A 26,399-nucleotide genomic window follows, 5' to 3' on the forward strand; every position below is an offset into this window, starting at 1 on the left:
GTGCCATGCATGAAGCGGTATAGCGTCGGCATTGACCTGGGCACGAGCAACACGGTCGTCGCCTATGGCGAGGCAGGGTCGGAGGACATCCGCGTCTTCGACATCGATCAACTGGTGAGCCTGGGAGAGGTGGCCACGCGGCCACTCCTGCCGTCCGTGCGGTACCACGCGGCGCCGGGGGAGCTGAATGCCAGCGATCTGCAGTTGCCGTGGCAAGTTGCCAATGGGACGGATGGTGCCGATGGAGCCGCATCGGGCCATGTCGTGGTGGGCCGCCTTGCGCGCACGCTGGGCGCGCAAGTGCCCGGCAGGCTGGTCGCCAGCGCCAAAAGCTGGCTGTCGCATGCGTCAGTCGACCGCGTGGCGCCGATCCTGCCGTGGGGCGCCGCCGACGAAGTCGGCAAGGTGTCGCCGGTGGCGGCCAGCGCCAGCTACCTGGCGCATGTGCGCGCGGCATGGAACCACCGTTTCCCCAATGCCCGGCTCGAGGATCAGGACGTGGTACTCACCGTGCCCGCCTCGTTCGATGAAGGCGCGCGCGCCCTCACGCTGGAAGCCGCGCGCATGGCCGGACTGCCCGCGCTGCGCATGCTGGAGGAGCCCCAGGCGGCCTTCTACGACTGGGTGTTCCATCATCGCGAAACGCTAGCGGCCGACCTGGCGCAAACGCGGCTGGTGTTGATCTGCGATGTCGGCGGCGGTACCACCGACCTGACCCTGATCAAGGTGGAGGTGCAGGACGGCCAGCCGCAATTGACCCGGATCGGGGTTGGCAATCACCTGATGCTCGGCGGCGACAACATGGACCTCGCCCTCGCGCATCTGGTCGAGTCGCGCATCGCCACGGCGCACTCGCGCTTGTCGGCGGGCAGCCTGTCGCAGTTGGTCGAGCGATGCCGTGCCGCCAAGGAGCAACTGCTCAGCGCGCAGGCGCCGGAGGCGGTCACGATCACGCTGCTCGGTTCGGGCTCCCGGCTGATCGGCGGCGCGCGCTCCGTCGAAGTCACCCGGCAGGAGATCGAGCAGATCATTGTCGAGGGGTTTTTCCCAGCCGTCTCGGCCGGCGAAAGACCGGGGCGCTCACGGGGCGGCATCGTCGAATTTGGCCTGCCCTATGCGGCCGACCCGGCGATCACCCGGCACGTTGCGGCCTTCCTGGGCCAGCACGCGGCCCAGTCGCGCATCGCGAACGCACAGGATGCAAGAGAAGCGCCAGACGACGCGCCACCGATGCCCGACACCTTGCTGCTCAACGGCGGCGTGTTCCGCGCCGAGGCGCTGACGGGGCGTTTGTCGAGCACGCTTGGCGCCTGGCGCCGAGCGCCCTTGCATGTGCTGCACAACGACAACCCCGACGTGGCGGTCGCCCGTGGCGCGGTGGCGTTCGCGCTTGCCCGCGCCGGGCATGCGCCGCGCATCGGCGGGGGCTCGCCGCGCAGCTATTTCCTCGTGCTGGACAACGGTGATGCCGCGCAGGCACAGCGCGGCATTTGCCTGTTGCCGCGCGGCACCGAAGACGGCCAGGAGATCCATCTCAAGGATCGCACCTTCTCCCTGCGCCTCGGGCATCCGGTACGCTTCCACCTGGTCTCCTCCGTCGCCGACACGCCCTATCAGCCGGGCGAACTGGCCGACCTCGCCAGCGGCGATTTCGTCCGCCTGCCGCCGATCGCCACCGTGGTGCAACCGCGCGGCGCCAGCGACGCGCGAGACACGCTGGTGCAACTCACCACATCGCTCACCGAAGTCGGCACGCTGGAGGTGCACTGCAGCGAGATCGCCAATCCTTCGCAGCGCTGGCTGCTCGAGTTCCAGTTGCGCGGCGATGCCCCAGCGGCGGACACGGCGACCCACGCGCCGCATCCCTCCCTGGCCCAGGCCGTCGAATGCATCGACCGTACCTTTGGCGCCCGCTCGCAAGACGTTGGCCCCAAGGAAGTCAAGCGGCTGCGCGCGCAACTGGAGCAACTGCTGGGCGCGCGCGACCAATGGGACAGCGCGCTGCTGCGCGCCCTGTTCGGCACGTTGTGGGAACGCGCGCGCCGCCGCCGCCGCACGGCAGACCATGAACGCCTCTGGCTCAACCTTGCCGGCTATTGCATGCGGCCTGGGTTCGGCTACCCGCTGGACGAGTGGCGCGCCGGGCAGCTCTGGTCGTTGTTCGAGCAGGGCATCCAGTACGTCAACGAGAGCCAGATCTGGTCGGAATGGTGGACGCTGTGGCGCCGCACCGCCGGCGGCCTGGACGAAAGCGCGCAGTTGCGCTTGCTGGACGACATCGCCTTCTACCTGCAGCCCCCCGGCACGGCGCGCTACAAGCGCCCCGCCGGCGCCGCCAAGGCCGGCTACGCCGACATGGTGCGGCTCGCGGGATCGCTGGAACGCGTGCCTGTCGAGCGCAAGATCGAAGTCGCCGAGTGGCTGCTCGCCCGGCTCAAGAAACCCTCGGAGAACCTTCAAAGCTGGTGGGCCGTGGGCCGCATCGGCGCGCGCCGGCCGTTCTACGGCAGCGCGCACAGCGTCGTGCCGCCAGAGGTTGGCTCGCAATGGCTGGAGGCGATTCTTGCGCTCGACTGGAAGAAGGTCGAGCCGGGCGCCTTCGCCGCCGTGCAGATTGCCCGCATGACGGGGGACCGGTCGCGGGACCTGCCGCTGGAGATCCGCATGCGCGTGGTCAGCCGGCTCGAGGCCGTCAACGCGCCACGTAGCTGGATCGACATGGTGCGCACAACGGTGGAACTCGATGAGGCCGATGAAGGACGGGTCTTTGGCGAGTCGCTGCCAGCGGGGTTGACGCTGATCGTAGCCTGAGTGCGATCGCGGCGGGCCGGCAAATGACCTAGCCGACCTCCGCGAATCTTCGCAGCGACGCGAGATCCAGGATCTCGATGGACCCCCGCGTGCGCTGCACCAGGCCCTGCGCCTCGAAATCCCGGAGAATCTGGTTCACCGTTTGCCGCGAAACCGACAGCATCAAGCCGAGTTGCTCTTGCTGCACGTTGATCACCCGCTTGCTCAGGCCATGGCGCTCGCCATAGCCGCCGGCGATGGCCAGCAAGCGGCGCGCCAGCCTGACCGGCACAGGCATCAGCACCGACGACTCAATCGCTTCAAACGCCAGCCTGAGCTTTGGGGCCATCAGCAGGCCCACCGCTTTCCAGTGCACCGGATTTTCGTCGAGAAACCGCACCGCATCCTGCTGGTCGATATGCAGCAGCACCACGTCGGACTCGATCCAGGCATCGTGGGCGCGCGGCAAGGCGTCAAACAAGGCAACCTCGCCGAACCATTGCGGCGTTTCCGCAAAAGCCAGCAGTGCCTCCTTGCCATCGGCGGAGGAACTGGTCATGCGGATGGCGCCAGCCACCACAAAGTACAGGCCATCCGCCGGGTCCCCGTGCGCGAACAAGCGTTGGCCCGCAGCTAGCGACCTGACCTTGGCGTGCGCGACGATCCATCGTTGAAAATCAGCGGCAAGACCGGCGAACCATACGCTGGATCGCAGGGCAGCGAGGTGGTCTTCGGGGGTGGATGACTTTGACACAGCGCCAATCGTAGTCTTATGTCAGGAAGACGACATTGTAGTCGGCCATTCCCTGCAAAGATCGCTCATTGCGATCAGGGACCTGGATGAAAACCCTGGACACCCTGAAAACCCCGCAAACCCTGAAGACCCGAAGCACCGGCGACTTCGCCATCCCGGCAACAACCGCCGGCAACAAACCCGATAAGAGGAACGAGGCAATGGACGTAGCGACCTCCCCCGCTCTGTATAAGCGTGACTTTCCAGCCGCATTCCGTGCGATCCGCAAGCTGCTGGCAAACGGAGACGACACCACGCAAGTGTTTCTCATCATGCGCGCCCTCAACGGCCCGTCCGCGCCAAAGAACTACGCGCGGCTCCTGAGGACCACGAGCGGGCGGCGGCTGGCTTATCTTCGCGTCGAACTGACGGAGCGCTTCTCCGACCCGGCGTTCATCGCCAGCTTCGCACCCGGCACGCTCGGCGCCGCCTACCGCGCGTTCCTGGAGCAAACGGGCTACAGCGCCGCCGGACTTGCCGCGATTTCAAACCTCAACAGCGAGCCGCTGGTCGAGGATCCCTACGCCTGGTTCGGCAGGCGAACCCGTGACATCCACGACATCTGGCATGTGCTGACCGGCTACAAGGCCAACGAGAACATGGGCGAAGCAGCGCTGGTGGCGTTCAGCTACGCACAGACCGGCGCCCTCGGCTGGGCATTCATCGCCGTTGCTACCGCCTTGCAGAGCCTGCGCAAGACCGGCAACACCGCGTACTTGCGCGCCGTCGTCGAGGGCTATCGCCATGGACGCAAGGCGAAGTGGCTGATGGCCGAGGACTACGAGACGCTGCTGCATGAGCCGCTCGAGGCAGCGCGCGCGCGGCTGGGCATTCTCGAACCCGTGCTGTACCAGGCAGCCAGCAAGGCCGCGCAATGCCAGCCACAGGGCGCGGCTTCGCAATCGCTGTTTTCCGACTAAGCTCCGGGCGCTGCCTATGGGCCTGTGGGCCTGTGGGCACTCCTGCTGCGTTTCTGGCGAATTTCGTATTTTATCAATCGCATCGGGCGCATCCATCAAAATGGCATCCCGCATCCATCCGTAATTTCCGCAGCCGGGACCCAAAGCACTGTCCCTTGTCTATTGTCGATTGTGATTGCAGACGTTTGGCAGGCGCCAGTGGGAATGTTATGCTCCCCATACGCTTGCCGCCGTCGGCAGCAAGCGTCATTCAACGAACACAAGACTCCATAATCCATGGCTACCAAAGCAAATGCTGTCGTAAAGACCACCGCCAAGCCTGCCGCCAAGAAGGCGGCGCCGGCAAAGAAGGCGGCTCCGGCAAAGAAGGTCGCAGCGGCCGCGCCGGCGGTGAAACCCCTGAAGGACACGTTCAACAAGTCCAGCCTGGTGGCCCACCTGGTGGCCCAGACTGAACTGGATGCCAAGACGGTCAAGACCGTGCTGGTCCATCTGGAAAACACCATCCTGAGCGCGGTGCACAAGAAGGGCGCCGGCGAATTCACCCTGCCGGGCCTGTTCAAGGTCGTGGCAACCCAGGTTGCCGCCACCAAGAAGCGCTTCGGCAAGAACCCGTTCACCGGCGAAGACCAGTGGTTCGCTGCCAAGCCGGCGACCGTCAAGGTCAAGGTTCGCCCGATGAAGAAGCTGAAGGACGCCGCGCTGTAAGCTGAGCGGGCAAACAGAACGCAGCTGGAACAAAAGGGAGCCCGCGTGGCTCCCTTTTGCATTGCAGGTCAATACCCGATATCGAGCACACGCGATGAAGATCAGGTCCGAGTGGATTTTTGAGTGCGAGCCACGGCATGTCTGGCCGCACTTCCTTCATGCCCGCATGGATGCGTCGCGCCCGCTGCTGTTCTGGCTGGGCATTCCAAAGCCAATGAGCTGCCGCGTCCTGGAGGGCGTCGCGGCGGTCGGGAACACGCGGCAATGCACCACGGACCGGGGCACCATCGACCAGCGCATCCTGCAACTGGAGCCGGACCGGCTGCTGCAGTACCAGATGCAGGAAAGCACAGTCTGGTGCCGTGCCTGGGTCGGCAAGCTGATCGACACCTTCAGCCTTGAGCCGCTGGGCGATGGCAGGACACGGGTACGGCGCACGACCGAATTCGAAGCCAAGGGATTCCTGAAGGACATCAGGCTCGTCGGTCTCTGGGCGGCGCTGCGCCAGGCGCATGCTTATGCCGCGCGAAACTGGCAGCGGCTGGCACTGCAGAGCCTGCGCGAATCCGCCTGAGCACGCCATCCTCGCCAGGCCGCTCTCGCGGCCTGCCGGCCGGGCGACAAGCCCCGCCACTCAAGTTCCCACCTCGATAGCCGATATTCACCATAGTCCGCAGATGCGTTCGCGATAAACGGCGCGGCTGACAATAGAGCGAATCCAGGTCCTATGGGCCAGCATTTCGCCGCCTTATTATTTCCATTCAGGTAGAAGAAAATGAAGAATCTTGGAATTGGGGTACGCCTTGGCATTGGCTTTGGCGTGGTGCTGCTGCTGTCAACGCTCATGACCGTGTTCAGCATCCTGGGGCTGCAGGACGTGGCCAGCCACACGCACGACATGATGCAGCAGCCGCTGGCCAAGGAGCGCGTCGTCAGCGACTGGTATCGCCTGATGCATACGAGCGTGCGTCGCACCACCGCGGTGGCGCGCAGTGCCGACCCGAGCCTGGGCGCATTCTTCGCCGCCGAGACGAAGGGGTCGGTCGACGCCATCGCGGCGTTGCGCGACAAGATCGAGCCGATGCTGTCCTCCGACGCGGAGAAGGCGGCGTTCAAGACGATCCAGACCGTGCGCAAGCCGTACAACGACTCGCGCGACAAGATCACCAAGCTCAAGGAAGCCGGCCAGACCGACGAAGCCAACCAGGTGCTCGAGAGCGAGTTCGTGCCCGCCGGCAATGCCTACCTTGCCGAGATCCAGAAGCTGCTGGATATCCAGCGCGCCAGCATTGACCAGACCGCATTGGACATCAACGAGATCTACCTCTCCGCACGCAATCGCCTGATCGCGCTTGGCGTGCTGGTGCTGGCCATTGGCGTGGCGTTCTCGGTATGGCTGACCGCCGGCATCACCGCGCCGCTGCATCGCGCCGTGGGCTTCGCGCGCAAGGTGGCGTCTGGCGACCTGACCAGCCACATCCGCTCGGATAGCAAGGACGAGACTGGCCAGCTGCTGCGCGCCCTGGGCGACATGAATGGCAACATCCTGCGCATCGTGACCCAGGTGCGCACCGGCACCGAATCCATTGCGTCCGGCACGAGCCAGATCGCCGCAGGCAACACGGACCTGTCCCAGCGCACGGAAGAACAAGCGTCGTCACTGCAGGAAACGGCCTCCAGCATGGAGGAGCTGACCAGCATCGTCCGCCAGAACGCGGACAACGCCAAGCAGGCGAGCTCGCTCGCCGTCAACGCCTCCGAGATCGCGATCAAGGGCGGTGCGGTGGTTGGCCAGGTGGTCGACACCATGCAGGAGATCAACGGTGCTTCGCGCAAGGTGGTCGACATCATTGCCGTGATCGAGGGCATCGCCTTCCAGACCAACATCCTCGCCCTCAACGCCGCGGTGGAAGCCGCCCGCGCGGGCGAGCAAGGCCGGGGCTTTGCCGTGGTGGCCGGCGAGGTGCGCAGCCTGGCGCAGCGCAGCGCGACCGCCGCCAAGGAGATCAAGTCGCTGATCGGCGACTCGGTCGAGCGCGTGGAAAAGGGCTCGCAGCTGGTCACCAAGGCCGGCCAGACCATGGATGAGATCGTGGGCGCGGTAAAACGCGTGACCGACATCATGGGCGAGATCAGCGCCGCCTCGGCCGAGCAGAGCGCCGGCATCGAGCAGGTCAACCAGGCCGTCACCCAGATGGACACGGTGACGCAGCAGAACGCCGCGCTGGTGGAGCAAGCCGCGGCCGCAGCGGGATCGCTGGAAGAGCAGGCCCAGCGCCTGAAGGAAGCGGTATCCACGTTCCGCCTCGTGGCTGCCTGAACCGCCCGCCCCTCCTGGTCCTCCTATGGCGCGCCGCGAGCCGCTTGCCGGTCACGCCAGCGGAAAGGTGGCAACTGCCGTCGTCTTGTGAAGGACGACGGCATCGTACAGCGCCACCAGCGCTTCTTGAATGGCAGCGGCAATGGCCGGCGTCGATACCATGCCATCCTCATCCAGCCTGGCGCCCAGCAATGGCACGGTGATCGACGCCGGCTCGATAATGACGGCGGCCATCGTCTTCAAGGTCTCGCGCAGTGCCGCATCGGCATGGTGCGCGCGCGGCGATGCATTGAGCACGGCGACCGGCTTGAAGGCGAACGGCTCGTAACCCACCAGCCAGTCCAGTGCATTCTTGATCGTGCCGGTCACGCCGTGCGCGTACTCGGGGCTAGCGATCAGCAGCGCGTCCGCCTGCGCCACCTCGGCAAACAAGCGTGTCACGCTGGCATGCGGACAAGCCTCGTCGTCCGGGTTGAACAGCGGCAACGCCCCAAGACCGCTGAACACTGCAACCGACACATTCGCTGGCGCCAGCCGCGCGGCCGCGCGCAGCAGCGCGGAATTGATGGACACAGCCCGCAGGCTGCCGGATAGCGCAAGTACTTTCATCATTCCCGATTTGCACCGCATGGGTGGTGTCTGAGCCAGCGCGCATTCTATGCCGAATGCGCCTGGCTGCCCGCAGCCCTTTGCGCAAGCCCCGATTGCACCAAACCGCCCCGCCCCCTAAACTCCTGTGCCAGTGCCCCGCGCCAGCACCCGCCCGGCCCCTTTGCGGGACCAGAGCGCACTCGACCAGGAGACCATCGATGACCTTTGCCCCCTTGCTGCGTGCCCTCGCGGCTTGCAGCGTGCTTGCCATGGCGCCAACGCTTGCCCACGCCGCCGATCCCGTCAGGATCGGGCTGATCGCGCCCTTCTCGGGCAGCTTTGCCGACTATGGCAAGCAGATGGAAGGCGGCATCAAGGCGTTCCAGAAGCTCAATGGCGATACCGTGGCGGGGCGCAAGGTGCAGATCATCAGCAAGGACACCACGGGCCCGGCCCCGGATGTGGCCAAGCGGCTGGCACAGGAGCTGGTGGTGCGCGACAAGGTCGACGTGCTGGCCGGCTTCGGCCTCACGCCCGAGGCCCTGGCAGTGGCGCCGATTGCAGAGCAAGCCAGAAAGCCGATGGTGATCTTCAACGCGGCGTCGTCCTCGATCACCACCAAATCCGCGTATATCGCGCGGGTGTCGATGACCTTGCCGCAGATCTCGGCGCCGATGGCCACCTGGGCCATCAAGAACAAAGTGCGCAAGGTAGTGACGCTGGTGGCGGACTACGCGCCGGGGATCGACGCGGAGACCGCGTTCAAGACCAATTTCATCGGCGGCGGCGGACAGGTGGTCGAATCGATCCGGGTGCCGCTGCGCAACCCGGAGTTCGCGCCGTTCATCCAGCGCATCAAGGATGCCAAGCCGGAGGCGGTGTTTCTGTTCCTGCCCGCCGGCGAGCAAGGCGTGGCGTTCATGAAGGGCTTTCGCGAGCGCGGCCTGGCCGAGGCCGGCATCCGCGTGATCGCCACCGGCGACCTGACCGACGACCATGTGCTGCCGGCCATGGGCGACGCCACGCTGGGCGTGATCACGTCGTTCCATTACTCGATGGCGCACGATTCGCCCGAGAACAAGGCCTTCTTGAAAGCCTTTGCCGAAGCCAATCCCGGCGCCGGCCGGCCTAACTTCATGGCCGTGGCCGCCTATGACGGCATGCGCGCAATCTACGACGCGCTGAAGAAGACCGGCGGCGCGACCGACGGCGACAAGTTCGTCGCGGCGCTCAAGGGCATGAAGATCGTCAGCCCGCGCGGCCCGATCATGATCGACCCGGACACCCGCGATGTAGTCCAGACCGTCTATATCCGGCGTGTGGAGAAGGTTGGCGGCGAGCTCTACAACGTGGAGTTCGACAAGTTCGACAACGTCAAGGATCCGGGGAAGTAGGCCAGGCGGCGTGATGCGGCGAGTCTGCGTGCATCGCGCCTTCACGCTGCCGGAACTGCGATGGCGATGGCACGACACGGGCGGGCTGTCTGTGGGTCTCGCGGGACACGCCTGCCTCGCCATCGGGCTGCGCCGCTGCGCCCTGCACATCCCAGCCACGCTGCTCGTAGCATATCCACATCGCACGCTGCGGCACTTCGTTGAAATTGCTGTCGCTGGCGGCCAGCACCCGCGCCCAGACCTCGGGCGTGGAACTGCGCCAGACGCCGCACAGCAGGCGGCGAAAGCGCGGGGCGCGCGCGGCCTCCTGCTCGATGCGGCCGATGAAGGCCGGGCCGTGGTATTCGATCAGGTCTTCGAGCTCGCCTGCAGCGAGCGCGGCAAGGACACGGGGACTATCGGTGCGGGCCAGGACTTCCTGCACCAGCCGCCATAACCCTTCGGGGTCGTTGACGCCGAGCCAGTCGCAAGCCTGCCAGACCCAGAACGAGCGCACCTCGTGCCGGCCAATGGCCGGGTCGTAGCGGCTGTAACGCTGGATATAGGCGTTGACGAGCCGATTCTGCTCATGGGTTTCCATAGTTCCCCGTGACTACCCGCCTGCGAAAAATGGGCACTGCCGCTGGCCGAAGGCGGTGTTGCCGTCAACGGCCGCTGACGGCCACCAACGCTCGCCGCCTATCGCTTGCCGCCGGTTGACCATACCGGGGTTGGGCTCAGGCAACCGTCAGCAACCTGTCCAGATTGCCCTTGTCCGCCAGCAGCTCCGCGCTGGTCGACTCAAACACTACCTTGCCGCGATCGAGCACCATCGCGCGCCGCGTCATGCCAAGCGCCAGGCGAGCGTGCTGCTCCACCACGATCACAGCCATGCCGCCTTCCTCGATCAAGCGGCGGATCACATGCTGCAATTCCTGAACAATGATAGGCGCCAATCCCTCCATCGGCTCGTCGAGTAATAGCAGGGCCGGGTTTACCATGAGCGCCCGGCCAATTGCCAGCATCTGCTGCTCTCCCCCCGACAACTGGTTGCCCAGGTTTGCGCGCCGTTCCTGCAGCCGGGGAAAGACTTCGTAGACCCGAGCGACATTCCAGTGGCCCGGACGTGCCACCGCCGTCAGGTGTTCCTCCACGGTCAGGGACAGGAACATGCAGCGCTCCTGCGGCACCCATCCCAGGCCGGCGGCGGCGCGCTGATGCGCCGCCAGCCGCGCCAGGTCGCGCCCGCGCCAAGACAGGCTGCCGCGCCGCTGCCGGGTCAGGCCCATCAACGTCATCAGCAGCGTGCTCTTGCCCACCCCGTTGCGGCCCAGCAAGGCCAGGCTCTCGCCGGCATCCATCGCCAGGTCGATGCCGTCGAGCACGACGGCGTCGCCATAGCCCGCACTCAGCCCCTGCACCCGCAGCAGTTCAGTCATGGGCGGCCTCCCCGAGGTATACCTCCCTGACGCGGGGATCGGCGCCGATCTCGGCCGGCGTGCCCTCGGTCAGCACGCGGCCACCCACCAGCACCGTAATGCGCTCGGCAAAGCGAAATACCAGGTCCATGTCGTGCTCGATAAACAGGATGGTGATGTCGCGCGGCAAGCCGGCGATCACGCCGAACAGCTCTGCGCTCTCCCCGGCCGGGATGCCCGCCGCGGGTTCGTCCAGCAGCAGGATGGCGGGCCGGGTGGCCAGCGCCAGCGCGATTTCCACCAGACGCTGCTTGCCGTATGGCAGGCTGCGCGTCTCGGTATCGGCCTCGGCGTGCAGGCGCAGGCTGGCCAGCACCGCCATGGCCTCGTCGGCCAGTGCCCGCTGCGAAGCCACGGTGCGATGCCAGATCCGGGTGGCACCGCTGCGCTCGGCCACCGCCAGCACCACGGATTCGAGCACCGTCAGGCCGGGGAACAAGGTGTTGATCTGGAAGGTCCGGGTCATGCCGCGCCGCACCCGTGCGTGCTGGGGCAATTGCGTGATATCTTCGTCGCCCAGCCAGATCCTCCCGCTGCTGGCCGGCAAGGCCCCGGTAAGCAGGTTGATGAAGGTGGTCTTGCCCGCGCCGTTAGGCCCGATCAGCGCATGGCGGGCGCCCGGCGGAAACTGCAGGGAGATATCGCTGTTGGCGGCAAACCCGCCCCAGGACCTGGACAATCCCTCGGTACGCAGCAACCTGGTCATGGCCGCCCTCCTCCCGGCTTGCGGCGCATGGCACGGCGCAAGGCATCCAGCGCGCCCATCAGCCCGCCACGCGCAAACAGCACGATCACCACCAGCAGCAGGCCAATCCAGAACTGCCAGTACACCGGGTTGATGCCCGCCAGCACATCTTGCGCGACCATGAACACGGCCGCCCCGAGCAGTGCGCCGTACAGGCGGCCCGCGCCACCCAGCACCAGCATCACCAGCAGTTCCGCCGAACGCGGGAAGCCAAGCACGTCCATGCCGACGAACTGCGTCGTCTGCGCCAGCAGCCCACCGGCCACGCCGGCCAGCGCCGCCGCCACGGCGAACACCGCGCCCAGGCGGCGCGGCACGTCGACACCCAGCGCCGGCATGCGGCGCACGCCTTCGCGCATGCCGCGCAGCGACAGCCCGAAGGGCGAAGCCACCAGCCTGCGCACCAGCACGAACAACAGGAACGTCACCACCAGGCTGTAAAGGTAGGCGGTCTTGCCAAACAGGTCGAACTCGAACAGCCCGAGCAACGGCGCCATGGTGACGCCCGACAGGCCATCCACGCCGCCGGTCAGGAAGGCCGCCTTGTTGGCCGCCTCGAACAGCATCAGCCCGATGCCCAGCGTGACCATGAGCCGGGTCAGGTCGCCGCCGCGCACCACCAGGAAACTCGCCAGCCAACCCGCCAGGCCAGCCACCGCGCCGGCCGCGAGCAGGCCCGAGACCGGCTCGCCCCAGCCATGCGCGGCCAGCAGCCCGGCGGTGTAGGCGCCCAGGCCGAAGAAGGCCGCATGTCCCAGCGAGACGATCCCGGCGTAGCCCAGCAGCAAATCCAACGACAGCGCGAAGAGCCCGGTGATCAGCACCTGGCTGCCAAGGATCAGGTAGCCGGGCAAGAGGAAGAACACTGCCACCGGCACCAGCCAGAACACGATCTCGCCAACGCGCCAGCGCCCGTCGGGCAGATGGGTACGCCGCTCGATCGCGCGATTCGGCAGCTCGTCAACAGCGCTCATGCCCGCCTCCCGTAAAGGCCGGCTGGGAACAGCACCAGCAGCAGCACCATCAGCGCGTAGATGACAAAGGCGCCTACCGCCGGCACGTAATACTTGCCGGCCACATCGGCCACGCCAAGCAGCAGCGCCGCCACCAGCGGGCCGCGGATGGTGCCCGCGCCGCCCACCGCCACCACCAGCAGGAAATACACCATGTACTTGAGCGGGAACGACGGATCGAGCCCCAGCACGTCGATGCCCAGCCCGCCGCCCAGCCCGGCCAGCCCGGACCCAAGCGCGAAGGTCAGGCTGAATACCCGCTCCACGTTGATGCCCAGGCCGCGCGCCGCTTGCTGGTTGTCCACCGCCGCGCGCACCTGCGCGCCAAAGCGCGTGCGCGCCACCAGCCAGCCCAGCGCCGCGGTGATGACCACCACCACGCCGATCAGGAACAAGCGATAGGCGCCAAGGTCCAGGCCCGCCACGTGCACCTGGCCGAGCAGGAAGTCGGGCAGCGCCACCGGCTGCTGGCCCGGCCCGAACACGTAGGTGGCCCCCGCGATCGCCATGAAGGTCAGCCCGATCGAGAACAGCACCTGGTCGAGATGGCTGGCGCGGTACAGCCGCCGGTACAGGGTGCGCTCCAGCACCCAGCCCACCACCGCGGCCCCCACGAAGGCTAGCGGCAGCGTCGCCAGGAAGGGCACGCCGGCCCGGGTCATCAGGACCACCGCCACGTAGCCGCCGAACATGGCGAACGCGCCGTGGGCCAGGTTGACGAAATTCATCAGGCCCATGGTCACCGACAGCCCTACGCTGATCAGGAACAGCAGGCAGCCATAGGCCAGCCCGTCGAACAGCACGCCGAGAAAACTGGCGATCATCGTCGGCCCTCCCCCGGCCACGGTGGCGCGCAACCAAGCTTTGTCATGACATCTCCTGTATGGCGATCGGGACGGGCACTCAATCGCCCTCGAAGGTGGTGAATGGCAGCCCGACATAGTTTTCCGCGAGAGCCGCGGCGGCGGCGGGCGAAGCGGCAACGTATTCCAGCTCGGCTTGCTGCAGCCGCGCCATGAAGGGGGTCTGGTCGGCAAAGCGATGCAGCAACGCGGTCATCCACCAGGAAAAATGCTCGGCACGCCAGACCCGCCGCAGGCACGTGGCGGAGTATGCCGCCAGCAGGTCGTCGCGGCGCTCGCCATAGTGCGCGGCCAACGCGCGCGCCAGCGTGCGCACGTCGGCCACGGCCAGGTTCATGCCCTTGGCGCCGGTGGGCGGCACGATATGAGCGGCATCGCCGGCCAGGAACAGCCGGCCGTATTGCATGGGCTCCACCACGTGGCTGCGCATGGGCGTTACGCCCTTCTGCAGCACGGGGCCCTCGTTGAGCCGCCAGCCGTCGCCGGTCTCCAGGCGGGCGTGCAGTTCCTGCCAGATCCGCGCGTCGGGCCACTGGGCGAGATCCTCGTCGGGCCGGCATTGCAGGTAGAGCCGCGTGATCTGCGGCGAGCGCATCGAAAACAGCGCGAAGCCGCGCGCATGGCTGGCGTAGATCAGTTCCTGCGCGGCGGGCGCGGCCTCGGCCAGGATGCCCAGCCACGCAAACGGATAGCGCCGCTCGAACACCTGCAGCGCAGCCGGCGGAATTGCCTCGCGCGAGACCCCATGAAAGCCATCGCAGCCGGCGATGAAATCGCAATGCAGCGTGTGGCGCTTGCCGCCGTGGGTGAACGTGACGCTGGGCTTGCTGCTGTCAACGCCATGCAGGGCCACGCCGCTGGCCTCGAACAAGATGGGCGCGCCATCCGCCAAGCGCGCGGCGATCAGGTCCTTGACCACTTCGTGCTGGCCATACACGGTAATGGCGCGGCCGCCGGTTGGCCCGGACAGGTCGATGTGGTGCCGGACCCCGTCGAACAACAGGTCGATGCCATGGTGGCGCAGGCCCTGGCGCTGCAGGCGCTCGCCCACGCCGGATGCCACCAGCAGGTCGACGGTCCCCTGCTCCAGCACGCCCGCCCGGATGCGTCCTTCCACATGCTGGCGGCTGCGGTCCTCGATGACCACGGCATCGACACCGGCGCGGCGCAGCAGATGGCCCAGCAGCAGGCCTGCCGGCCCGGCGCCGATGATCGCGACCTGGGTGCGCATCGTGGTCTCCCGTCCCCCGTTTTTCGTTGCCTGCGTGGCCCGCCGGATGGGCCGTGGCGGCAGCGCCCGGCCTCTGGTGCTGGGCATTGTCAGACGCGCCACTTCATTTTGCAATCGGGGGTTCTTGCGATACGGCGCAGGCGGCTGCCAGGAATGCGGCGACGCTCAGGGCGGGAGGATCGCCACGTACGCCAGGCCAGCGGACAGCGTCAGGCACAGGGGAGAATAGACCCGCGTATCCAGCCAGGCAAACGAAGAGCCGGTGATGCGCTTGAAGAAGCCAACCAGCCGAAAATCGCCCACTGCCCTGGCCAGCATGGCCAGCGCGACCAGGCCGATGGCCCATTGCAGGACCGGCCCGGTGCAAGGCGCCGTGGCCAGCCCGGCGCGCGCGCCCACCATCAGGGCCACCACCGCCAGGCCGACGGCAACCAGCAGCGTGCCCGTGCGCGAGGGCGTGAAGGCGGGCACCATCGCGCTCGCCGTTGCCGGTGGCGCAATGTCGCCGGCGGCTACCTTGCGCGGCACACGGGGAACAGCGGCATCCTTTGCCAGGCGCCCGCCCAGCGCCCAGTAGACATGCACACCGGCAAGCAAGAAGTAGGTGCAGGCGACCAGCAGAGCGACCATGGCGGCAGGTTTCCTATCTGTGAGAATATGATCCGGATCGAGGCAACAGCTTAAGCTAGCCGGGCCGCTGCGCGGCGCGCAGTGACTAAATGCCGCAGCCCCGGCCGCCAGGTTCCGGGCCCACCAGCAAGGAGATCGTCATGTCATCCGATAGACGCCGTTTTCTTGGCCACGGCGCGCGCCTTGCCGCCGCACTTAGCCTGTCCTGCGGCGCCTGGCCCGCCAGCACGCTCGCGGCGCCGCCCGCTGCCGGGCCATTGCGCCGGGCACTGCCCGGCGGCCACGAAACCCTGCCGGTGATCGGCATGGGCACGGCCAATACCTTCAACGTGGGAACCGAACGCGCCGAACGCGCCCCGCTGGCCGAGGTCCTGGCCTTGCTGCTGCAAACGTCCGGCCCGGTGATCGACACCGCGCCCAGCTATGGCAGCGCGCAAGGCGTCACCGGCGAGCTGCTGCGCGACGCCAATGCCCGCAGCAAAGTCTTCCTGGCCACCAAGATATCCAGCCCGGCCGGCGGCGCGGCGCAGGCGCAATGGACACAGTCGCTGCGCGACCTGCATAGCGATACCGTGGATCTGCTACAGGTCCACAACCTGATCGACTGGCGCGACAACCTGCGCTTTGCGCGCCAACTGAAGGATCAGGGCAAGACGCGCTATGTCGGCATCACCCACTACCGCGAGGACGCGCATGAGGCGCTGGCGCAGATCGTGCGCAGCGAACGCCTGGATTTTGTGCAGCTGAACTATTCCCTGGCCGAGCGCAATGCCGAACGCGCGCTGCTGCCGCTGTGCCAGGAGCGCGGCGTGGCCGTGCTGGTCAATCGCCCGTTCCAGGACGGGCGCCTGTTCCGCGCAGTCAAGGACCGGCCGCTGCCGCCCTGGGCCGGCGAGATCGACTGCGCGTCCTGGGGCCAGATCTTCCTGAAATTCATTGTCAGCCACCCCGCGGTGACGGCAGCGATCCCAGCCACCTCCAAGCCCCGCAACATGCAGGACAACCTTGGCGCGGGCCTTGGCCGCATGCCCGATGCGCGCCAGCGCGAGCGCATTGCCGCGCTGCTGGCCGCCTGAACCCATCATGGCAGACCCCATAAACTCCGCGGACCCCAGGCAGGCCACCCGGCACGGGCTTGGCATCCAGCCCGGTGAAGGCAACGCCGTCGCGGCTGGCTTTCTGTTCTTCTTCTGCCTGTTCGCCAGCTACTTCATGCTGCGCCCGGTGCGAGAGACCATGGGCATTGCCGGCGGCGTGCAAAACCTGCAATGGCTGTTCACCGCCACCTTCGTGGTCATGCTGGTGGCCATTCCCTTCTATGGCTTGTGCAGCGCGCGGCTGCCCCGCCGGCGTTTCGTGCCCTGGGTCTATGCGTTCTTTATTGCCAACCTGCTGGGTTTTGCCGTGGCCACGCGTGGCGCGCCGGACAACATCTGGCTGGCGCGCGTGTTTTACGTCTGGCTATCGGTGTTCAACCTGTTCGTGGTGTCGGTGGCGTGGAGCCTGATGGCGGACGTGTTCCGCCCCGGCCAGGCGCGCCGGCTGTTCGGCCTGCTGGCCGCCGGCGCCAGCGCGGGCGGCCTGGCTGGCCCGCTGCTGGGCGGCTGGCTGGTGACGCGCATCGGCCTGACCGGGCTGATGGTGCTGTCGGCCGCGCTGCTCGCGGCCACGCTGCCCGGCGTGGGCTACCTGTTCGGCTGGCGCAAGCGCGCCGGCGCGGGCGTGCCGGTGACGGACGATCCGGTGCCGGCGCAAGACCCGGCCCGACCCATCGGAGGCGGGCTCTGGGCAGGGCTGACGCTGGTGGCGCGGTCCCGTTACCTGCTTGGCATCAGTCTGTTCGTGATCCTGCTGGCCACGGCCAGTACTTTCCTCTACTTCGAGCAGGCCAGGCTGATGGCGCAGACCTTTCCCAGCCGCACGCAGCAGACGCAGGTGTTCAGCGCCATCGATGCCATCGTGCAGGCGCTGACCATCCTGGTGCAGGTGCTCCTGTCGGGGCGCATCGCCAGGCGCTATGGCGTGACCTCCCTGCTCACGGCGGTGCCGCTGGCGGTGGCGGCTGGCTTCCTGGTGCTGGCGCTGTGGCCCACCTTCGGCGTGCTGGCCGGGGTGATGATCCTGCGCCGCGTGGGGGAATACGCCTTGCTGCGCCCGGGGCGGGAGATGCTGTTTACCGTGGTGGATGCCGAGACCAAGTACAAGGCGAAGAATGTGATCGACACCGCCGTCTATCGCGCCGGCGATGCCGTGAGTGCCTGGTTCAAGACCGCCATCGATGCGCTTTCCGGCCACCCGGCCGTGGTGGCGTTCACCGGCGCCGCGCTGGCGCTGGGATGGGCGTGGCTGGGATGGTGGCTTGGCCGGCAGCATGAAGGCCAGGCCGGGAACGCGCCGGCGGCGGCCCGCGTCGGGATGACGCCGGTGCCGCGTGATGGCAGCGGCGCTTAAGTAGCGCTAGTTGATGCAGGGAGCTACAAACACGATACGCGAATCAGGCTTTGTCCTACACCGCATCCACCGTCACAGTGCGGATAATTGTGACTGTTGTGACGGATTATTTTTTGAGGAGTACTGATGAAACCCGGAATTCCAAGCCTCAAGGCAGTCGCGCTGGCAGCCGCCCTTGCCCTGGGCGGCATCGCCCACGCCCAGCTTGCACCGCCCCAGCCGCAGCAGCCACAGGGCGAGCGGGCCACGGCAACGCCCATGCCGGCCCAGCCTGCGCGCCACAAGAAGCATAAGCACAAGCACCATCACAAGAAGGCGCCGCCGCCGGCCGCCCCGGGCGCAGACGCCGCGCCGCCGCCTCCGGCCCCGCAATCGCCCCCGCCGCCGCCGCGTCCCGCCCCCTGATCGGCGTGATCACGGTGGTATTGGCGTTACATCTGCTAACCGCGCCAATCTATTCCGCAGACGCCTGCCCCTTAAGATGACGTCATGGTCAGCCGCCCCCGCTGGCCGTCTCAAGGAGTCAGTCATGCGCAACACCCATCGTGCCACCCGCGCCATCGGCGCGGGCCTCATCGCCGCCGCGCTGCTGGCCGCAGGACCTGCCTCTGCACGCGACCGCTACCACGATGGCGGCTACCACGGCGGTGGCGGTTCCGCCGGCGCAGTAGCACTGGCCATCGGCGCCTTGGTCGGGCTGGCAGTCGTCGGTACCGCCGTGGCCAGCCAGCCGGTCGTGGTAGCCGCGCCGCCCCAGCCGGCATATGGCCCCCCGCCGGGATACTGCTATCGGGATTACGATCGCGCGTACGTGCCATGCGCGCCGCAGCCGGCGCCCTATTACTATCAGCAGGCGCCGCAGCCGCAATACCAGGGGTACCAGGGGTATCAAGGGTACTGAGCGCGGTTACCCCCAAGCACCGCACCAATCCCCCATCGTCACCATCTCCCGGATCGCCTGCCCGGTGCGTAGCCGGCCGAAGCCATCATTGATGCCTTCGAGCCCGAGCGTGCCGGTCAGCATACGGTCCACCGGCAGCTTGCCCTGGCGGCATGGCGCGATCTACGCGCGAGGCGCCCGCCGTCAGCGCGCCCAGCACGGCCCGCTTCATCGGCAGCTCGCACAGTACCACCGGGACCAGGGCCACAGGGCCCCTTGGCAAAGCATCGAATTTTCATTCAATGAAAATCTATAGCCTTTGTTTGACCTGCAAACCGGCTAATGCATAAGATCACCAAAAAGAAATTTCATTAAACGAAATGCTGTGGCGCACCCGCGCACACGGCAAAACCACCGGGCACTGCCGTCACGGCAGCGCCTGCGAGGAGACAACGATGCACCGACGTGCCACCCTGCGCCTGGCGGCCATGGCCTGTGCCGCCCTGTGCGCCCAGCTTGCGCTGCCGGCGCGCGCAGCGGACAACTACCCCGCCAAGCCGCTGCGGCTGGTGGTGCCTTTCACCCCCGGTGGCACCACCGACATCCTCGCGCGCCTGGTGGCGCAGAAACTGGGCGAGGCGCTGGGACAAACCGTGGTGGTGGACAACCGGCCCGGCGCCGGCGGCAACATCGGCGCCGAGGCCGTGGCCAAGGCCGCCCCGGACGGCTACACGCTGCTGATGGGCACGCTCGGCACCCAGGTCACCAACCAGTTCATCTATGCGCGCATGCCTTACGACTCGGCCAAGGACTTCGCGCCGGTGACGCTGGTCGCCAACTCGCCCAATGTGCTGCTGACCAATGCCACGCTGCCGGTCAAATCCGTGGCCGAACTCATCGCGCTGGCCAGGCAGCGGCCCGGCGGCCTCAACTACGCCTCCACCAGTACCGGCGGCTCGCCGCACCTGTCCGGCGAATTGCTCGACAGCATGGCCGGCGTGAAGATGCAACACGTGCCGTACAAGGGCGCGGCGCCCGCCATGACCGACCTGCTGGCGGGCCAGGTCAACCTCATGTTCGACAACCTGCCCTCGGCGCTGGCGCAAATCCAGGCCGGCAAGGTGCGCGCGCTGGCGGTGACCAGCCCTCAGCGTTCTCCCATCCTGCCGGATGTGCCCACCGTGGCGGAATCCGGCCTGCCCGGCTACGTGGTGAACTCGTGGTTCGGCCTGCTGGCCCCGGCCGGCACGCCACCCGCGCTGGTGGCGCGCCTGCAGCAAGCGGTGGCCAAGGTGCTGGCCACGCCCGAGGTCAAGCAGCGCATCGAGCAGCTTGGCGCGGTGCCCGGCGGCGACTCGCCTGCCGCCTTTGCCGCGGTGATCCGCGCCGATACCGAGAAATGGGCGCGCGTGATCAAGAGCGCAGGCATCCAGGCCCAGTAAGCCCAAGATTCCACGCAAAACGACAAACCAAGGATCCCGTCATGGCAACCAAGACCCTGCGCATTGGCTCAGGCTCCGGCTGGTGGGGCGACCGCGTCGAACCCGCGGCCCTGAGCGCGCAGCACGGCAAGCTCGATTTCCTCTGCTTCGAAACCATGGCCGAGGCCACCGTCTGCGCCGCGCAGGTGCGAAAACGCCGCGACCCCGCCTTCGAAGGCTACGACACCTACCTCGACGAGCGCATGCGCGCCGTGCTGCCGCACTGCATCGCCAACGGCACGCGCATCGTGAGCAACCAGGGCTGGATCAATCCGCTGGGCGCGGCGCGGCGCATCGCGCAGCTGTGCGCAGAGCTCGGCCTGCCCGGCGTGAAGATCGCGGCGATCACCACCACCGACCTGACCGGCACCATCTGCGACCAGCAACTGGAGATCCTGGAGACCGGCGCGCCCATCGCCACCCTGCGCGGCTCGCTGATCTCGGCCGAGCCATATGAGGGTGCGGAGCCGATCGTGCGCGCGCTGCAAGCCGGCGCGCAAATCGTGGTGACGGGCCGCGTGGCCGATCCCTCCCTGTTTCTCGCGCCGATGATGCATGCGTTCGGATGGCAGCCTGAAGATACCGAGCTGCTCGCGCGCGGCAGCGCCATCGGCCATTTGCTGGAATGCGGCGCACAGGTGACCGGCGGCTATTTTGGCGACCCGGGCTACAAGGACGTGCCCGAGCCGTGGAACCTCGCCTTCCCGATTGCCGAGGTGGACGCGAGCGGCACGGCCGTGATTTCCAAGGTGGCAGGCACCGGCGGCCGCATCGACCTGCAGACCGTCAAGGAGCAGATGTTCTACGAGGTGCACGACCCGCGCCGCTACATCACGCCGGACGTGGTGGTGGACTTCACCACGGCGCAGCTGGAGCAGGTTGCGCCCGACCAGGTGCGCGTGAGCGGCATCAGCGGATCGCCGCGCACGCCCACGCTCAAGGTCTCGCTTGGTTGCACGGAGGGCTTTATCGGCGAGGACATGTTCTTCTACGCCGGCCCCGGCTGCCTGGAAAAAGCGCAGCTGGCCAAGACCATCCTGGCGCACCGGTTCCAGCTGGCCGGGCTGGACGCGCAAGCGCTGCGCATCGACTTCCTCGGCGTCAACGCCATCCACGGCGAGGCCTCCCCGGCGCCGGCCTGTGAGCCCAACGAGATCGCCGTGCGCGTGGCCGCGCGCACCCTCACCCGCGCGCAAGCCGCCAAGGTCGGCCGCGAGATCGACAGCATGGCCGTGTGCGGCCTGGCCTCCACCGGCAAGCGCGTGCCGCACCAGGAGCGCACGCGCGAGATCATCGGCGTGTGGTCGGCCTTGGTGCCGCGCGCGCAGGTCAGTTCCGAGATCCATTTCCTTTGATCCATTTCCTTTGATCCGCTGCGAGGCACATCCCATGAAAGTTCTGCTAAGGCGCGTGGCACATACGCGGTCCGGCGACAAGGGCGATATCTCGAACACCTCGGTGATCGCCTACGACGCCGCGTTCTACCCGTATCTCAAGGCGCAACTCACCGCCCAAGCCTTCAAGAGCCTGTATGGCGGCGTGGTCGCCGGCAAGGTCGAGCGCTTCGAAGCCGATGGCTTGCAAGTGCTCAACTTCGTCGCGCATGGCGCACTGGGAGGCGGCGTGTCGCGCAGCCTGGCGCTGGACAACTACGGCAAGGCGCTAGGCAGCGCGGTGCTGCGATTCGAGGTGGAGGTGCCGCAGGCCTTGGCCCCGTTGTTGCGCGGACCGGCGTAGGCCGGCCTCTCCGGCTGGGTTCCTTGAAAAACTTGCGATCCGCAACTATTATGGTTGCGATACGCAACCAATGGAACCACCATGGATATCGTCGAGCCCCTGCCCGAGTCGCGTGATGCCACGATCGCCGCGCTCAGGGTGTTCTCCAGAAAGCTGGTCCGCGAGCTCGGCTTCATGCGGACCACGCTGGCCGATAGCCAGCTTGCGCCCTCCGCGGTGCACGCCATCATCTCATCGAGATCGGGCTGGCGCCGGGGCTGCAGGCGCGGGATCTGGCCAGTATCCTGCGGCTGGACAAGTCCAATACAAGCCGGCAGCTCGCCAAGCTCGAATCGTTGGGTCTCGTCGTCCGCACGGCCGCGACCGATGATGCTCGCTCGTCCCATCTGAACCTGACCGACGCCGGCAGGCACTTGCACCACCAGATCGATGGCTTTGCCACGGAACAGGTCTCCAGCGCATTGCGGCGGCTGACCCCGGCCGACCAGCAAGCGCTGGTCCGGTCCCTGTCGATCTATGCGGATGCGCTTGCCGCGGACAACGCGCAAAAGACCACCGGGGACGATGCCGGCGCGGGCAGCGGGATCCAGGAAGGCTACCGGCCGGGCTGCATCGGCGACATCGCCAGCCTGCATGCCCGCTTCTATTCGCAACTGGTGGGCTTCGGCAGCTTCTTCGAAAACAAGGTGGCCACCGAGCTGGCTGGTTTCGCGACCAGCCTGCCATCGCCGGACAGGCAACTGTGGCTGTGCCTGGAAGGCGGCCGGTCGCTGGCCAGCATCGCCATCGATGGCGAACCGGACGGGATTGCCCACCTGCGCTGGTTTATCGTCGACAACGCCTTGCGCGGCACCGGCGTCGGACGCCAGTTGCTGGAACGCGCGCTGGATTTCGCGGATGCACGCTACAGGCAAACCTACCTGTGGACGTTCAAGGGCCTCGACGCGGCGCGCCATCTCTATGAGTCCCACGGGTTTCAACTTGCGCAGGAGGCGCCAGGCGAGCAATGGGGGGCTGCCGTGACGGAGCAGCGCTTTGTGCGCAATGCCGCCAAGCGATGAGCTTGATGTCCGACCATTGCCGCAGCGATGCTGAGCGGCCGGCTTACCAGCTTACTCGCGCCCGGCCAGCTCCAGCGCAAACACAATGCGCTGCAGCCACTTTGCGGCCTGAACATCCATGTGGCCAAAGTGGCAGCCAAAATGATGGTGCGCCTCATCGCCGCGCCAGGCCTTTCGATGCCGCACCACCTGTAATGCCAGGTTCAGCCCGCCCAGCTCGCCAAGGTCCAGATGGCATTCAGCGATCCAGGTCCCGACCGGCAAGCGCTGCGGGCCGACACTGCGGGAGCGCAAGCCCACGCCGGACACCGACACGTCGGCGACTTCCATCTCCACGAGCTGGCCGTCGCTTAACAGGACCTGGCAGCGGCACTGTTTTTCCTCGTGCGGGCGGACGCGGAAATGCCTGCGGCGCGGGACTTGATAGATCCCGGTTGGGTAAGGGACGAGAAACGCCGGTCCGCCGTCGAAACGGGTGACGGCGGCAGAAGCGATGCGAAACTGGAACGTGATGTCGCCCATCGACGCCGAAGCCGCCATATCGCTGGCGTTCAGGATTGCCTCCAGCTCCACGCCATTGCGGCACCACGCGAGCACGCAGGTGTCTTTGGATGGATCGATAAACAGAAAGCTCGAAGCCACCCGGCACTGCTGCGCAGGATGGAGATGGAGCCGGATGCGCTTGCGAACCAGATCCTGCAGGATCTCAAGTACCTGGTCCGGATCGCTGATCCGCTCGACATCGCCGTTTGCCGCCGATGGAAACGGCAAGGACGTGCCTATGGCTGCCGAAGCCATGGTGATGGTGCCGGGTGGCCCAGGAGCATTGCCGCGCGCGCGCTACGATTCATCGCAACTAACTCATTCAAGACATTGGATATTGGATCGGACAACGCTGCGCGCATCCAGCTTCGAGGCTGCACTTTCCCGCTTTGTAACATTCTTTTATTCGTTTACTCGTTTGCATGCCGACGGCTCTAACGGCATTGCGAGCACGTTCTTTAGGCATCCGTCGCGCTCTCGCCCGGACTAAAGATTGGCAGATTCCTGCCGTTAGGCAACGTTTAGCAGCCATGCTTGCGGCCGCCTTTGCCTGTCAGCCACATCAGCCCATGAATAGACTTGATCCCGCTTCGATCGACCCGCCGTCACCGGATGGATACCAGCACGCGCTTGCGGATGAGATCCACGACATGCTGGATGTCCTGGCTACGCAGGAGCGCTACCTCGACTTGCGCTTGCCGGATGGGCGCACCTTGCGCTCACGGGTATTGTTCGTGGATGTCGCAGCGCGCCAGTTTACGCTTGAGGGATGCGAGAACGAATCTGACAACCAGGCGGTATTGGCCAGCGCACAGAGCGAGCTTTCGACCGTGCTCGACGATGTCTCGGTCACGCTTGCCCTGGGCGCCGCGAAGCGCTGCGTGTTCGCCGGTGCTACCGCATTCGCCGTGCCGCTCCCGGAGATGCTGTCCCAGGTGCAGCGGCGGCGCGACTACCGGGCAGAGACGCTGGACTACAACTACACGTTCGAGGCCCCGTTGCCTGACGGCACCGCACTCGTCCTGGACATTGCCGACTTATCGGCTTCCGGCGTGGGATTGCGCTCGCGCACGCCAGGGACAACTGCACTGGCCGTCGGGGCGGTGCTCCCCAGAGGCATCCTCAGCTTTGGCTCGCTGGCCAGGCTCGAAGTCAGCGTGCGCGTGGTGCGTTACCAACTGGTGAATACAGCCGATGATGTGGTACACCACTACGGCTGCGAATTCGTCGCGTTCGATCAGGCTGCCTTGCTCGCCTGAGCCCCCCTCCCGGAGCCATCCATGTACCACTCACATCGCGTCTTCGGCGCCCTGCTGCTTTCGATGTTCTCGCTGACGGCAACGGCGCGCGACTCCCTGTGCACGAAGGACGAACAAGTTGCGTTCTCCTGCACCGTCAAGGGCAACAAGCTTGTATCACTCTGCGCCTCGCCGGACCTGTCCAAAACCAAGGGGTATGTGCAGTACCGCTTTGGCAAGAAGGGCGCCGTCGAACTGGCGTACCCGAAACTCACGGATGATCCGCGCAAGCACTTCCGCTGGGGTGTCACGGCTTACTCAGGCGGCGGCACCGATTACTTCAGGTTCTCCAACGGCGGCTACGACTATGTAGTCTATGCTGGCAGCGGCAAGGGCTGGGAGAAGGAAGGGCTGGTCGTGGAGAAAGACCAGAAGCGCATCGCCAGCCTGCCTTGTCGCGATGGCGGGCTGGGTCCCGATAACTGGGCGGTGATGTATTCCGCAGGCTTGCCGGAACTGGACCAGGGCAAGCCGGCGGAACAGTTCGACATGCCTTGAGGCACGCCGGCGCAGAGACGCGCCGCGCAGACGCACTATTGCACTATTGCACTATTGCACTATTGCACTAGTCTCCCAGCGCCCGGCGCGCCCATGCGCCCGTGATACGCCGCGCCTCCTCCTTTAGCCGGCGCGCCATCTTCGCCTCGCGAGACAAGATCCGCTCGCTCAGTGCCGCCACGCTCAACGCGCCCAGCGGGCGGCCCTCGTAGTCAAGCAGCGGCACGGCGATGCCGCCCATCTTGTCGACCACCCAATCCAGGAACAAGGCATAGCCGCGCGCACGGGCGGCCTCGATCTGCTCGCCGATCACCTCGGCAGTGAGGCGCGGGTAACGCGCGCGCTGCGCCTTGCCAAGCCGGGTCCGCGCGGTGCGCTCGGCTTCCGGCATCCAGGCGAGCACCGCCAGGCTGCCTGCGCCCACCCCGAGCGGGCGGCGTGTGCCGATCTCGACATAGTTGGCGCGGATCGGGAATGTGCCCAGCTCGATATCCGCCACCACCGATTCGCCCCGGCTGGCCAGCGTCAGCACGGCGGTATCCTCGAACTCCTCCACCAGCCGCTGCAGGCTCGGCCGCGCCAGCGCGCGCAGGTCGACCCGGCGCTGGGCCACGTCAGCCAGCTGGAATATCTCCGGGCCAATGCCAAAGCGCCGGCTGGCATCGCGAGTGACAAAGCCTTCGGCCACCAGCAACTCCAGCAGGCGCGACGCGGTGGCCGGGTCCAGCCCGGTGGCGCGCGCCACGTCGGACAGGCGACGCACTTGCGGGTCGGACAGGGCACGCAGGATCCAGAGGGCGCGTTGCACTGGCGAGGCGCGGGAGGTGCGCTCGGCGTCGTGACTCATGTCCGCTCCTTGCGGGTGGTGGGCGAGGCCGACAGGCAATACGGCAAGGACATTGAGCGTGGGCGGCGGCGCGTGGGTGGAACCGGCATTTAAGCCGTAGCCGCCGCCCCGGTCAACCAACCCGGCCGGCCAACCCACGTTTTTGGCC

Annotated in this window: 26 protein-coding genes and 2 pseudogenes; 16 read left to right on the forward strand and 12 right to left on the reverse strand. The window is 66.8% G+C overall.

Features of this window, described 5'->3' with window-relative positions:
- Positions 1 to 9: 9 nt before the first annotated feature.
- Positions 10 to 2,811: an Hsp70 family protein gene (locus AC1Q7Q_RS04000; protein WP_492370853.1), complete on the forward strand. Its 2,802-nt coding sequence runs from the start codon at positions 10 to 12 to the stop codon at positions 2,809 to 2,811.
- Between the two features lie 28 nt (positions 2,812 to 2,839).
- Here the strand turns inward: AC1Q7Q_RS04000 and AC1Q7Q_RS04005 are convergent, their stop codons facing one another.
- Positions 2,840 to 3,544, reverse strand: coding sequence for a Crp/Fnr family transcriptional regulator (locus AC1Q7Q_RS04005; protein ID WP_492370854.1), 705 nt, complete (start codon positions 3,542 to 3,544; stop codon positions 2,840 to 2,842).
- Between the two features lie 200 nt (positions 3,545 to 3,744).
- Here AC1Q7Q_RS04005 and AC1Q7Q_RS04010 point away from each other — a divergent pair, with 200 nt between their 5' ends.
- The 4 genes from AC1Q7Q_RS04010 to AC1Q7Q_RS04025 all read left to right on the forward strand — a co-directional run bounded on the left by AC1Q7Q_RS04010 (position 3,745) and on the right by AC1Q7Q_RS04025 (position 7,531).
- Positions 3,745 to 4,503, forward strand: coding sequence for a Coq4 family protein (locus tag AC1Q7Q_RS04010; protein ID WP_492370960.1), 759 nt, complete (start codon positions 3,745 to 3,747; stop codon positions 4,501 to 4,503).
- Between the two features lie 276 nt (positions 4,504 to 4,779).
- Complete coding sequence (locus AC1Q7Q_RS04015) at positions 4,780 to 5,211, forward strand: HU family DNA-binding protein (RefSeq protein WP_043354992.1); 432 nt, start codon at positions 4,780 to 4,782, stop codon at positions 5,209 to 5,211.
- A 94-nt stretch (positions 5,212 to 5,305) separates the two neighbouring features.
- Complete coding sequence (locus AC1Q7Q_RS04020; protein WP_492370855.1) at positions 5,306 to 5,785, forward strand: SRPBCC family protein; 480 nt, start codon at positions 5,306 to 5,308, stop codon at positions 5,783 to 5,785.
- A gap of 201 nt (positions 5,786 to 5,986) precedes the next feature.
- Positions 5,987 to 7,531, forward strand: a complete 1,545-nt coding sequence (locus tag AC1Q7Q_RS04025; protein ID WP_253930815.1) for a methyl-accepting chemotaxis protein — start codon at positions 5,987 to 5,989, stop codon at positions 7,529 to 7,531.
- Between the two features lie 51 nt (positions 7,532 to 7,582).
- Here AC1Q7Q_RS04025 and AC1Q7Q_RS04030 read toward each other — a convergent pair whose 3' ends face one another.
- A complete protein-coding gene (locus AC1Q7Q_RS04030; protein WP_492370856.1) occupies positions 7,583 to 8,143 on the reverse strand; it encodes an NADPH-dependent FMN reductase in 561 nt (186 codons plus the stop codon).
- 197 nt (positions 8,144 to 8,340) lie between these two features.
- Here AC1Q7Q_RS04030 and AC1Q7Q_RS04035 point away from each other — a divergent pair, with 197 nt between their 5' ends.
- Positions 8,341 to 9,516 (forward strand): ABC transporter substrate-binding protein, encoded by a 1,176-nt coding sequence (locus tag AC1Q7Q_RS04035; protein WP_492370857.1) that lies wholly within the window; start codon positions 8,341 to 8,343, stop codon positions 9,514 to 9,516.
- On the opposite strand, the gene AC1Q7Q_RS04040 is transcribed toward AC1Q7Q_RS04035, so the two are convergent.
- The 8 genes and pseudogenes from AC1Q7Q_RS04040 to AC1Q7Q_RS04075 form a co-directional block, all read right to left on the reverse strand.
- Positions 9,497 to 10,096: a DUF6869 domain-containing protein gene (locus AC1Q7Q_RS04040; protein WP_492370858.1), complete on the reverse strand. Its 600-nt coding sequence runs from the start codon at positions 10,094 to 10,096 to the stop codon at positions 9,497 to 9,499. The two genes, AC1Q7Q_RS04035 and AC1Q7Q_RS04040, sit on opposite strands and share 20 nt — an antisense overlap.
- A 136-nt stretch (positions 10,097 to 10,232) precedes the next feature.
- Complete coding sequence (locus tag AC1Q7Q_RS04045) at positions 10,233 to 10,934, reverse strand: ABC transporter ATP-binding protein (protein WP_492370859.1); 702 nt, start codon at positions 10,932 to 10,934, stop codon at positions 10,233 to 10,235.
- Entirely contained in the window at positions 10,927 to 11,010 is an 84-nt protein-coding gene (locus AC1Q7Q_RS04050; protein WP_416053253.1) for an ABC transporter ATP-binding protein C-terminal domain-containing protein, read from the reverse strand. The genes AC1Q7Q_RS04045 and AC1Q7Q_RS04050 overlap by 8 nt, the downstream gene beginning before the upstream one ends.
- A 156-nt stretch (positions 11,011 to 11,166) precedes the next feature.
- A pseudogene (locus AC1Q7Q_RS04055) lies at positions 11,167 to 11,679 on the reverse strand (ABC transporter ATP-binding protein); the annotation flags it as partial.
- Positions 11,676 to 12,692 carry a branched-chain amino acid ABC transporter permease gene (locus AC1Q7Q_RS04060; RefSeq protein WP_492370860.1) on the reverse strand — a complete coding sequence of 339 codons (1,017 nt, stop codon included), beginning with the start codon at positions 12,690 to 12,692 and terminating at the stop codon, positions 11,676 to 11,678. The gene AC1Q7Q_RS04060 and the pseudogene AC1Q7Q_RS04055, both read right to left, overlap by 4 nt.
- Entirely contained in the window at positions 12,689 to 13,555 is an 867-nt protein-coding gene (locus AC1Q7Q_RS04065) for a branched-chain amino acid ABC transporter permease (protein ID WP_492370861.1), read from the reverse strand. Before AC1Q7Q_RS04065 ends, AC1Q7Q_RS04060 begins: the two co-directional genes overlap by 4 nt.
- Positions 13,556 to 13,634: 79 nt before the next feature.
- The gene (pobA, locus tag AC1Q7Q_RS04070; protein WP_492370862.1) at positions 13,635 to 14,825 is read right to left on the reverse strand and encodes a 4-hydroxybenzoate 3-monooxygenase; all 1,191 of its coding nucleotides are present in this window, start codon (positions 14,823 to 14,825) and stop codon (positions 13,635 to 13,637) included.
- 165 nt (positions 14,826 to 14,990) lie between these two features.
- On the reverse strand, positions 14,991 to 15,455 hold the full coding sequence (locus AC1Q7Q_RS04075) for a DUF3995 domain-containing protein (RefSeq protein ID WP_492370863.1): 465 nt from the start codon (positions 15,453 to 15,455) through the stop codon (positions 14,991 to 14,993).
- Positions 15,456 to 15,595: 140 nt separating this feature from the next.
- Between AC1Q7Q_RS04075 and AC1Q7Q_RS04080 the strand changes: the two genes are divergently transcribed.
- The 8 genes and pseudogenes from AC1Q7Q_RS04080 to AC1Q7Q_RS04115 all read left to right on the forward strand — a co-directional run bounded on the left by AC1Q7Q_RS04080 (position 15,596) and on the right by AC1Q7Q_RS04115 (position 23,065).
- Positions 15,596 to 16,531, forward strand: coding sequence for an aldo/keto reductase (locus AC1Q7Q_RS04080; RefSeq protein WP_492370864.1), 936 nt, complete (start codon positions 15,596 to 15,598; stop codon positions 16,529 to 16,531).
- Between the two features lie 7 nt (positions 16,532 to 16,538).
- Complete coding sequence (locus AC1Q7Q_RS04085; protein ID WP_492370865.1) at positions 16,539 to 17,906, forward strand: NTP/NDP exchange transporter; 1,368 nt, start codon at positions 16,539 to 16,541, stop codon at positions 17,904 to 17,906.
- Positions 17,907 to 18,032: 126 nt separating this feature from the next.
- Complete coding sequence (locus AC1Q7Q_RS04090; protein WP_492370866.1) at positions 18,033 to 18,311, forward strand: hypothetical protein; 279 nt, start codon at positions 18,033 to 18,035, stop codon at positions 18,309 to 18,311.
- A 124-nt stretch (positions 18,312 to 18,435) separates the two neighbouring features.
- Positions 18,436 to 18,807, forward strand: a complete 372-nt coding sequence (locus AC1Q7Q_RS04095) for a mechanosensitive ion channel protein MscS (protein WP_492370867.1) — start codon at positions 18,436 to 18,438, stop codon at positions 18,805 to 18,807.
- A gap of 434 nt (positions 18,808 to 19,241) precedes the next feature.
- A complete protein-coding gene (locus AC1Q7Q_RS04100; protein ID WP_492370868.1) occupies positions 19,242 to 20,228 on the forward strand; it encodes a Bug family tripartite tricarboxylate transporter substrate binding protein in 987 nt (328 codons plus the stop codon).
- A gap of 41 nt (positions 20,229 to 20,269) precedes the next feature.
- Positions 20,270 to 21,622 (forward strand): acyclic terpene utilization AtuA family protein, encoded by a 1,353-nt coding sequence (locus AC1Q7Q_RS04105; protein ID WP_492370869.1) that lies wholly within the window; start codon positions 20,270 to 20,272, stop codon positions 21,620 to 21,622.
- Between the two features lie 34 nt (positions 21,623 to 21,656).
- The gene (locus AC1Q7Q_RS04110; RefSeq protein ID WP_492370870.1) at positions 21,657 to 22,004 is read left to right on the forward strand and encodes an AtuA-related protein; all 348 of its coding nucleotides are present in this window, start codon (positions 21,657 to 21,659) and stop codon (positions 22,002 to 22,004) included.
- Positions 22,005 to 22,085: 81 nt separating this feature from the next.
- Positions 22,086 to 23,065 (forward strand): annotated as a pseudogene (locus AC1Q7Q_RS04115) (bifunctional helix-turn-helix transcriptional regulator/GNAT family N-acetyltransferase).
- Between the two features lie 51 nt (positions 23,066 to 23,116).
- Here AC1Q7Q_RS04115 and AC1Q7Q_RS04120 read toward each other — a convergent pair.
- A complete protein-coding gene (locus tag AC1Q7Q_RS04120) occupies positions 23,117 to 23,863 on the reverse strand; it encodes a flagellar brake protein (RefSeq protein ID WP_492370871.1) in 747 nt (248 codons plus the stop codon).
- 314 nt (positions 23,864 to 24,177) lie between these two features.
- On the opposite strand from AC1Q7Q_RS04120, the gene AC1Q7Q_RS04125 reads away from it, so the two are divergent.
- Both AC1Q7Q_RS04125 and AC1Q7Q_RS04130 read left to right on the forward strand, forming a co-directional pair.
- The gene (locus tag AC1Q7Q_RS04125; RefSeq protein WP_492370872.1) at positions 24,178 to 24,867 is read left to right on the forward strand and encodes a flagellar brake protein; all 690 of its coding nucleotides are present in this window, start codon (positions 24,178 to 24,180) and stop codon (positions 24,865 to 24,867) included.
- A gap of 21 nt (positions 24,868 to 24,888) precedes the next feature.
- Entirely contained in the window at positions 24,889 to 25,404 is a 516-nt protein-coding gene (locus tag AC1Q7Q_RS04130) for a hypothetical protein (protein ID WP_492370873.1), read from the forward strand.
- A 67-nt stretch (positions 25,405 to 25,471) separates the two neighbouring features.
- Here the strand turns inward: AC1Q7Q_RS04130 and AC1Q7Q_RS04135 are convergent, their stop codons facing one another.
- The gene (locus tag AC1Q7Q_RS04135) at positions 25,472 to 26,251 is read right to left on the reverse strand and encodes an IclR family transcriptional regulator (RefSeq protein ID WP_492370874.1); all 780 of its coding nucleotides are present in this window, start codon (positions 26,249 to 26,251) and stop codon (positions 25,472 to 25,474) included.
- Positions 26,252 to 26,399: the final 148 nt, after the last annotated feature.

Source organism: Cupriavidus sp. GW823-FHT07A04 (assembly GCF_058794615.1).

Excerpts from the sequence above, each read along its gene's own strand:
- AC1Q7Q_RS04020 (WP_492370855.1), top strand. The coding sequence starts at position 5,306 with ATGAAGATCAGGTCCGAGTGGATTTTTGAGTGCGAGCCACGGCATGTC.
- AC1Q7Q_RS04080 (WP_492370864.1), top strand. The coding sequence starts at position 15,596 with ATGTCATCCGATAGACGCCGTTTTCTTGGCCACGGCGCGCGCCTTGCC.
- AC1Q7Q_RS04035 (WP_492370857.1), top strand. The coding sequence starts at position 8,341 with ATGACCTTTGCCCCCTTGCTGCGTGCCCTCGCGGCTTGCAGCGTGCTT.
- AC1Q7Q_RS04060 (WP_492370860.1), bottom strand. The coding sequence starts at position 12,692 with ATGAGCGCTGTTGACGAGCTGCCGAATCGCGCGATCGAGCGGCGTACC.
- AC1Q7Q_RS04065 (WP_492370861.1), bottom strand. The coding sequence starts at position 13,555 with ATGATCGCCAGTTTTCTCGGCGTGCTGTTCGACGGGCTGGCCTATGGC.
- pobA (WP_492370862.1), bottom strand. The coding sequence starts at position 14,825 with ATGCGCACCCAGGTCGCGATCATCGGCGCCGGGCCGGCAGGCCTGCTG.
- AC1Q7Q_RS04100 (WP_492370868.1), top strand. The coding sequence starts at position 19,242 with ATGCACCGACGTGCCACCCTGCGCCTGGCGGCCATGGCCTGTGCCGCC.
- AC1Q7Q_RS04025 (WP_253930815.1), top strand. The coding sequence starts at position 5,987 with ATGAAGAATCTTGGAATTGGGGTACGCCTTGGCATTGGCTTTGGCGTG.
- AC1Q7Q_RS04045 (WP_492370859.1), bottom strand. The coding sequence starts at position 10,934 with ATGACTGAACTGCTGCGGGTGCAGGGGCTGAGTGCGGGCTATGGCGAC.
- AC1Q7Q_RS04040 (WP_492370858.1), bottom strand. The coding sequence starts at position 10,096 with ATGGAAACCCATGAGCAGAATCGGCTCGTCAACGCCTATATCCAGCGT.
- AC1Q7Q_RS04130 (WP_492370873.1), top strand. The coding sequence starts at position 24,889 with ATGTACCACTCACATCGCGTCTTCGGCGCCCTGCTGCTTTCGATGTTC.
- AC1Q7Q_RS04095 (WP_492370867.1), top strand. The coding sequence starts at position 18,436 with ATGCGCAACACCCATCGTGCCACCCGCGCCATCGGCGCGGGCCTCATC.
- AC1Q7Q_RS04000 (WP_492370853.1), top strand. The coding sequence starts at position 10 with ATGAAGCGGTATAGCGTCGGCATTGACCTGGGCACGAGCAACACGGTC.
- AC1Q7Q_RS04085 (WP_492370865.1), top strand. The coding sequence starts at position 16,539 with ATGGCAGACCCCATAAACTCCGCGGACCCCAGGCAGGCCACCCGGCAC.
- AC1Q7Q_RS04125 (WP_492370872.1), top strand. The coding sequence starts at position 24,178 with ATGAATAGACTTGATCCCGCTTCGATCGACCCGCCGTCACCGGATGGA.
- AC1Q7Q_RS04015 (WP_043354992.1), top strand. The coding sequence starts at position 4,780 with ATGGCTACCAAAGCAAATGCTGTCGTAAAGACCACCGCCAAGCCTGCC.
- AC1Q7Q_RS04105 (WP_492370869.1), top strand. The coding sequence starts at position 20,270 with ATGGCAACCAAGACCCTGCGCATTGGCTCAGGCTCCGGCTGGTGGGGC.
- AC1Q7Q_RS04030 (WP_492370856.1), bottom strand. The coding sequence starts at position 8,143 with ATGATGAAAGTACTTGCGCTATCCGGCAGCCTGCGGGCTGTGTCCATC.
- AC1Q7Q_RS04110 (WP_492370870.1), top strand. The coding sequence starts at position 21,657 with ATGAAAGTTCTGCTAAGGCGCGTGGCACATACGCGGTCCGGCGACAAG.
- AC1Q7Q_RS04120 (WP_492370871.1), bottom strand. The coding sequence starts at position 23,863 with ATGGCTTCGGCAGCCATAGGCACGTCCTTGCCGTTTCCATCGGCGGCA.
- AC1Q7Q_RS04090 (WP_492370866.1), top strand. The coding sequence starts at position 18,033 with ATGAAACCCGGAATTCCAAGCCTCAAGGCAGTCGCGCTGGCAGCCGCC.
- AC1Q7Q_RS04075 (WP_492370863.1), bottom strand. The coding sequence starts at position 15,455 with ATGGTCGCTCTGCTGGTCGCCTGCACCTACTTCTTGCTTGCCGGTGTG.
- AC1Q7Q_RS04010 (WP_492370960.1), top strand. The coding sequence starts at position 3,745 with ATGGACGTAGCGACCTCCCCCGCTCTGTATAAGCGTGACTTTCCAGCC.
- AC1Q7Q_RS04135 (WP_492370874.1), bottom strand. The coding sequence starts at position 26,251 with ATGAGTCACGACGCCGAGCGCACCTCCCGCGCCTCGCCAGTGCAACGC.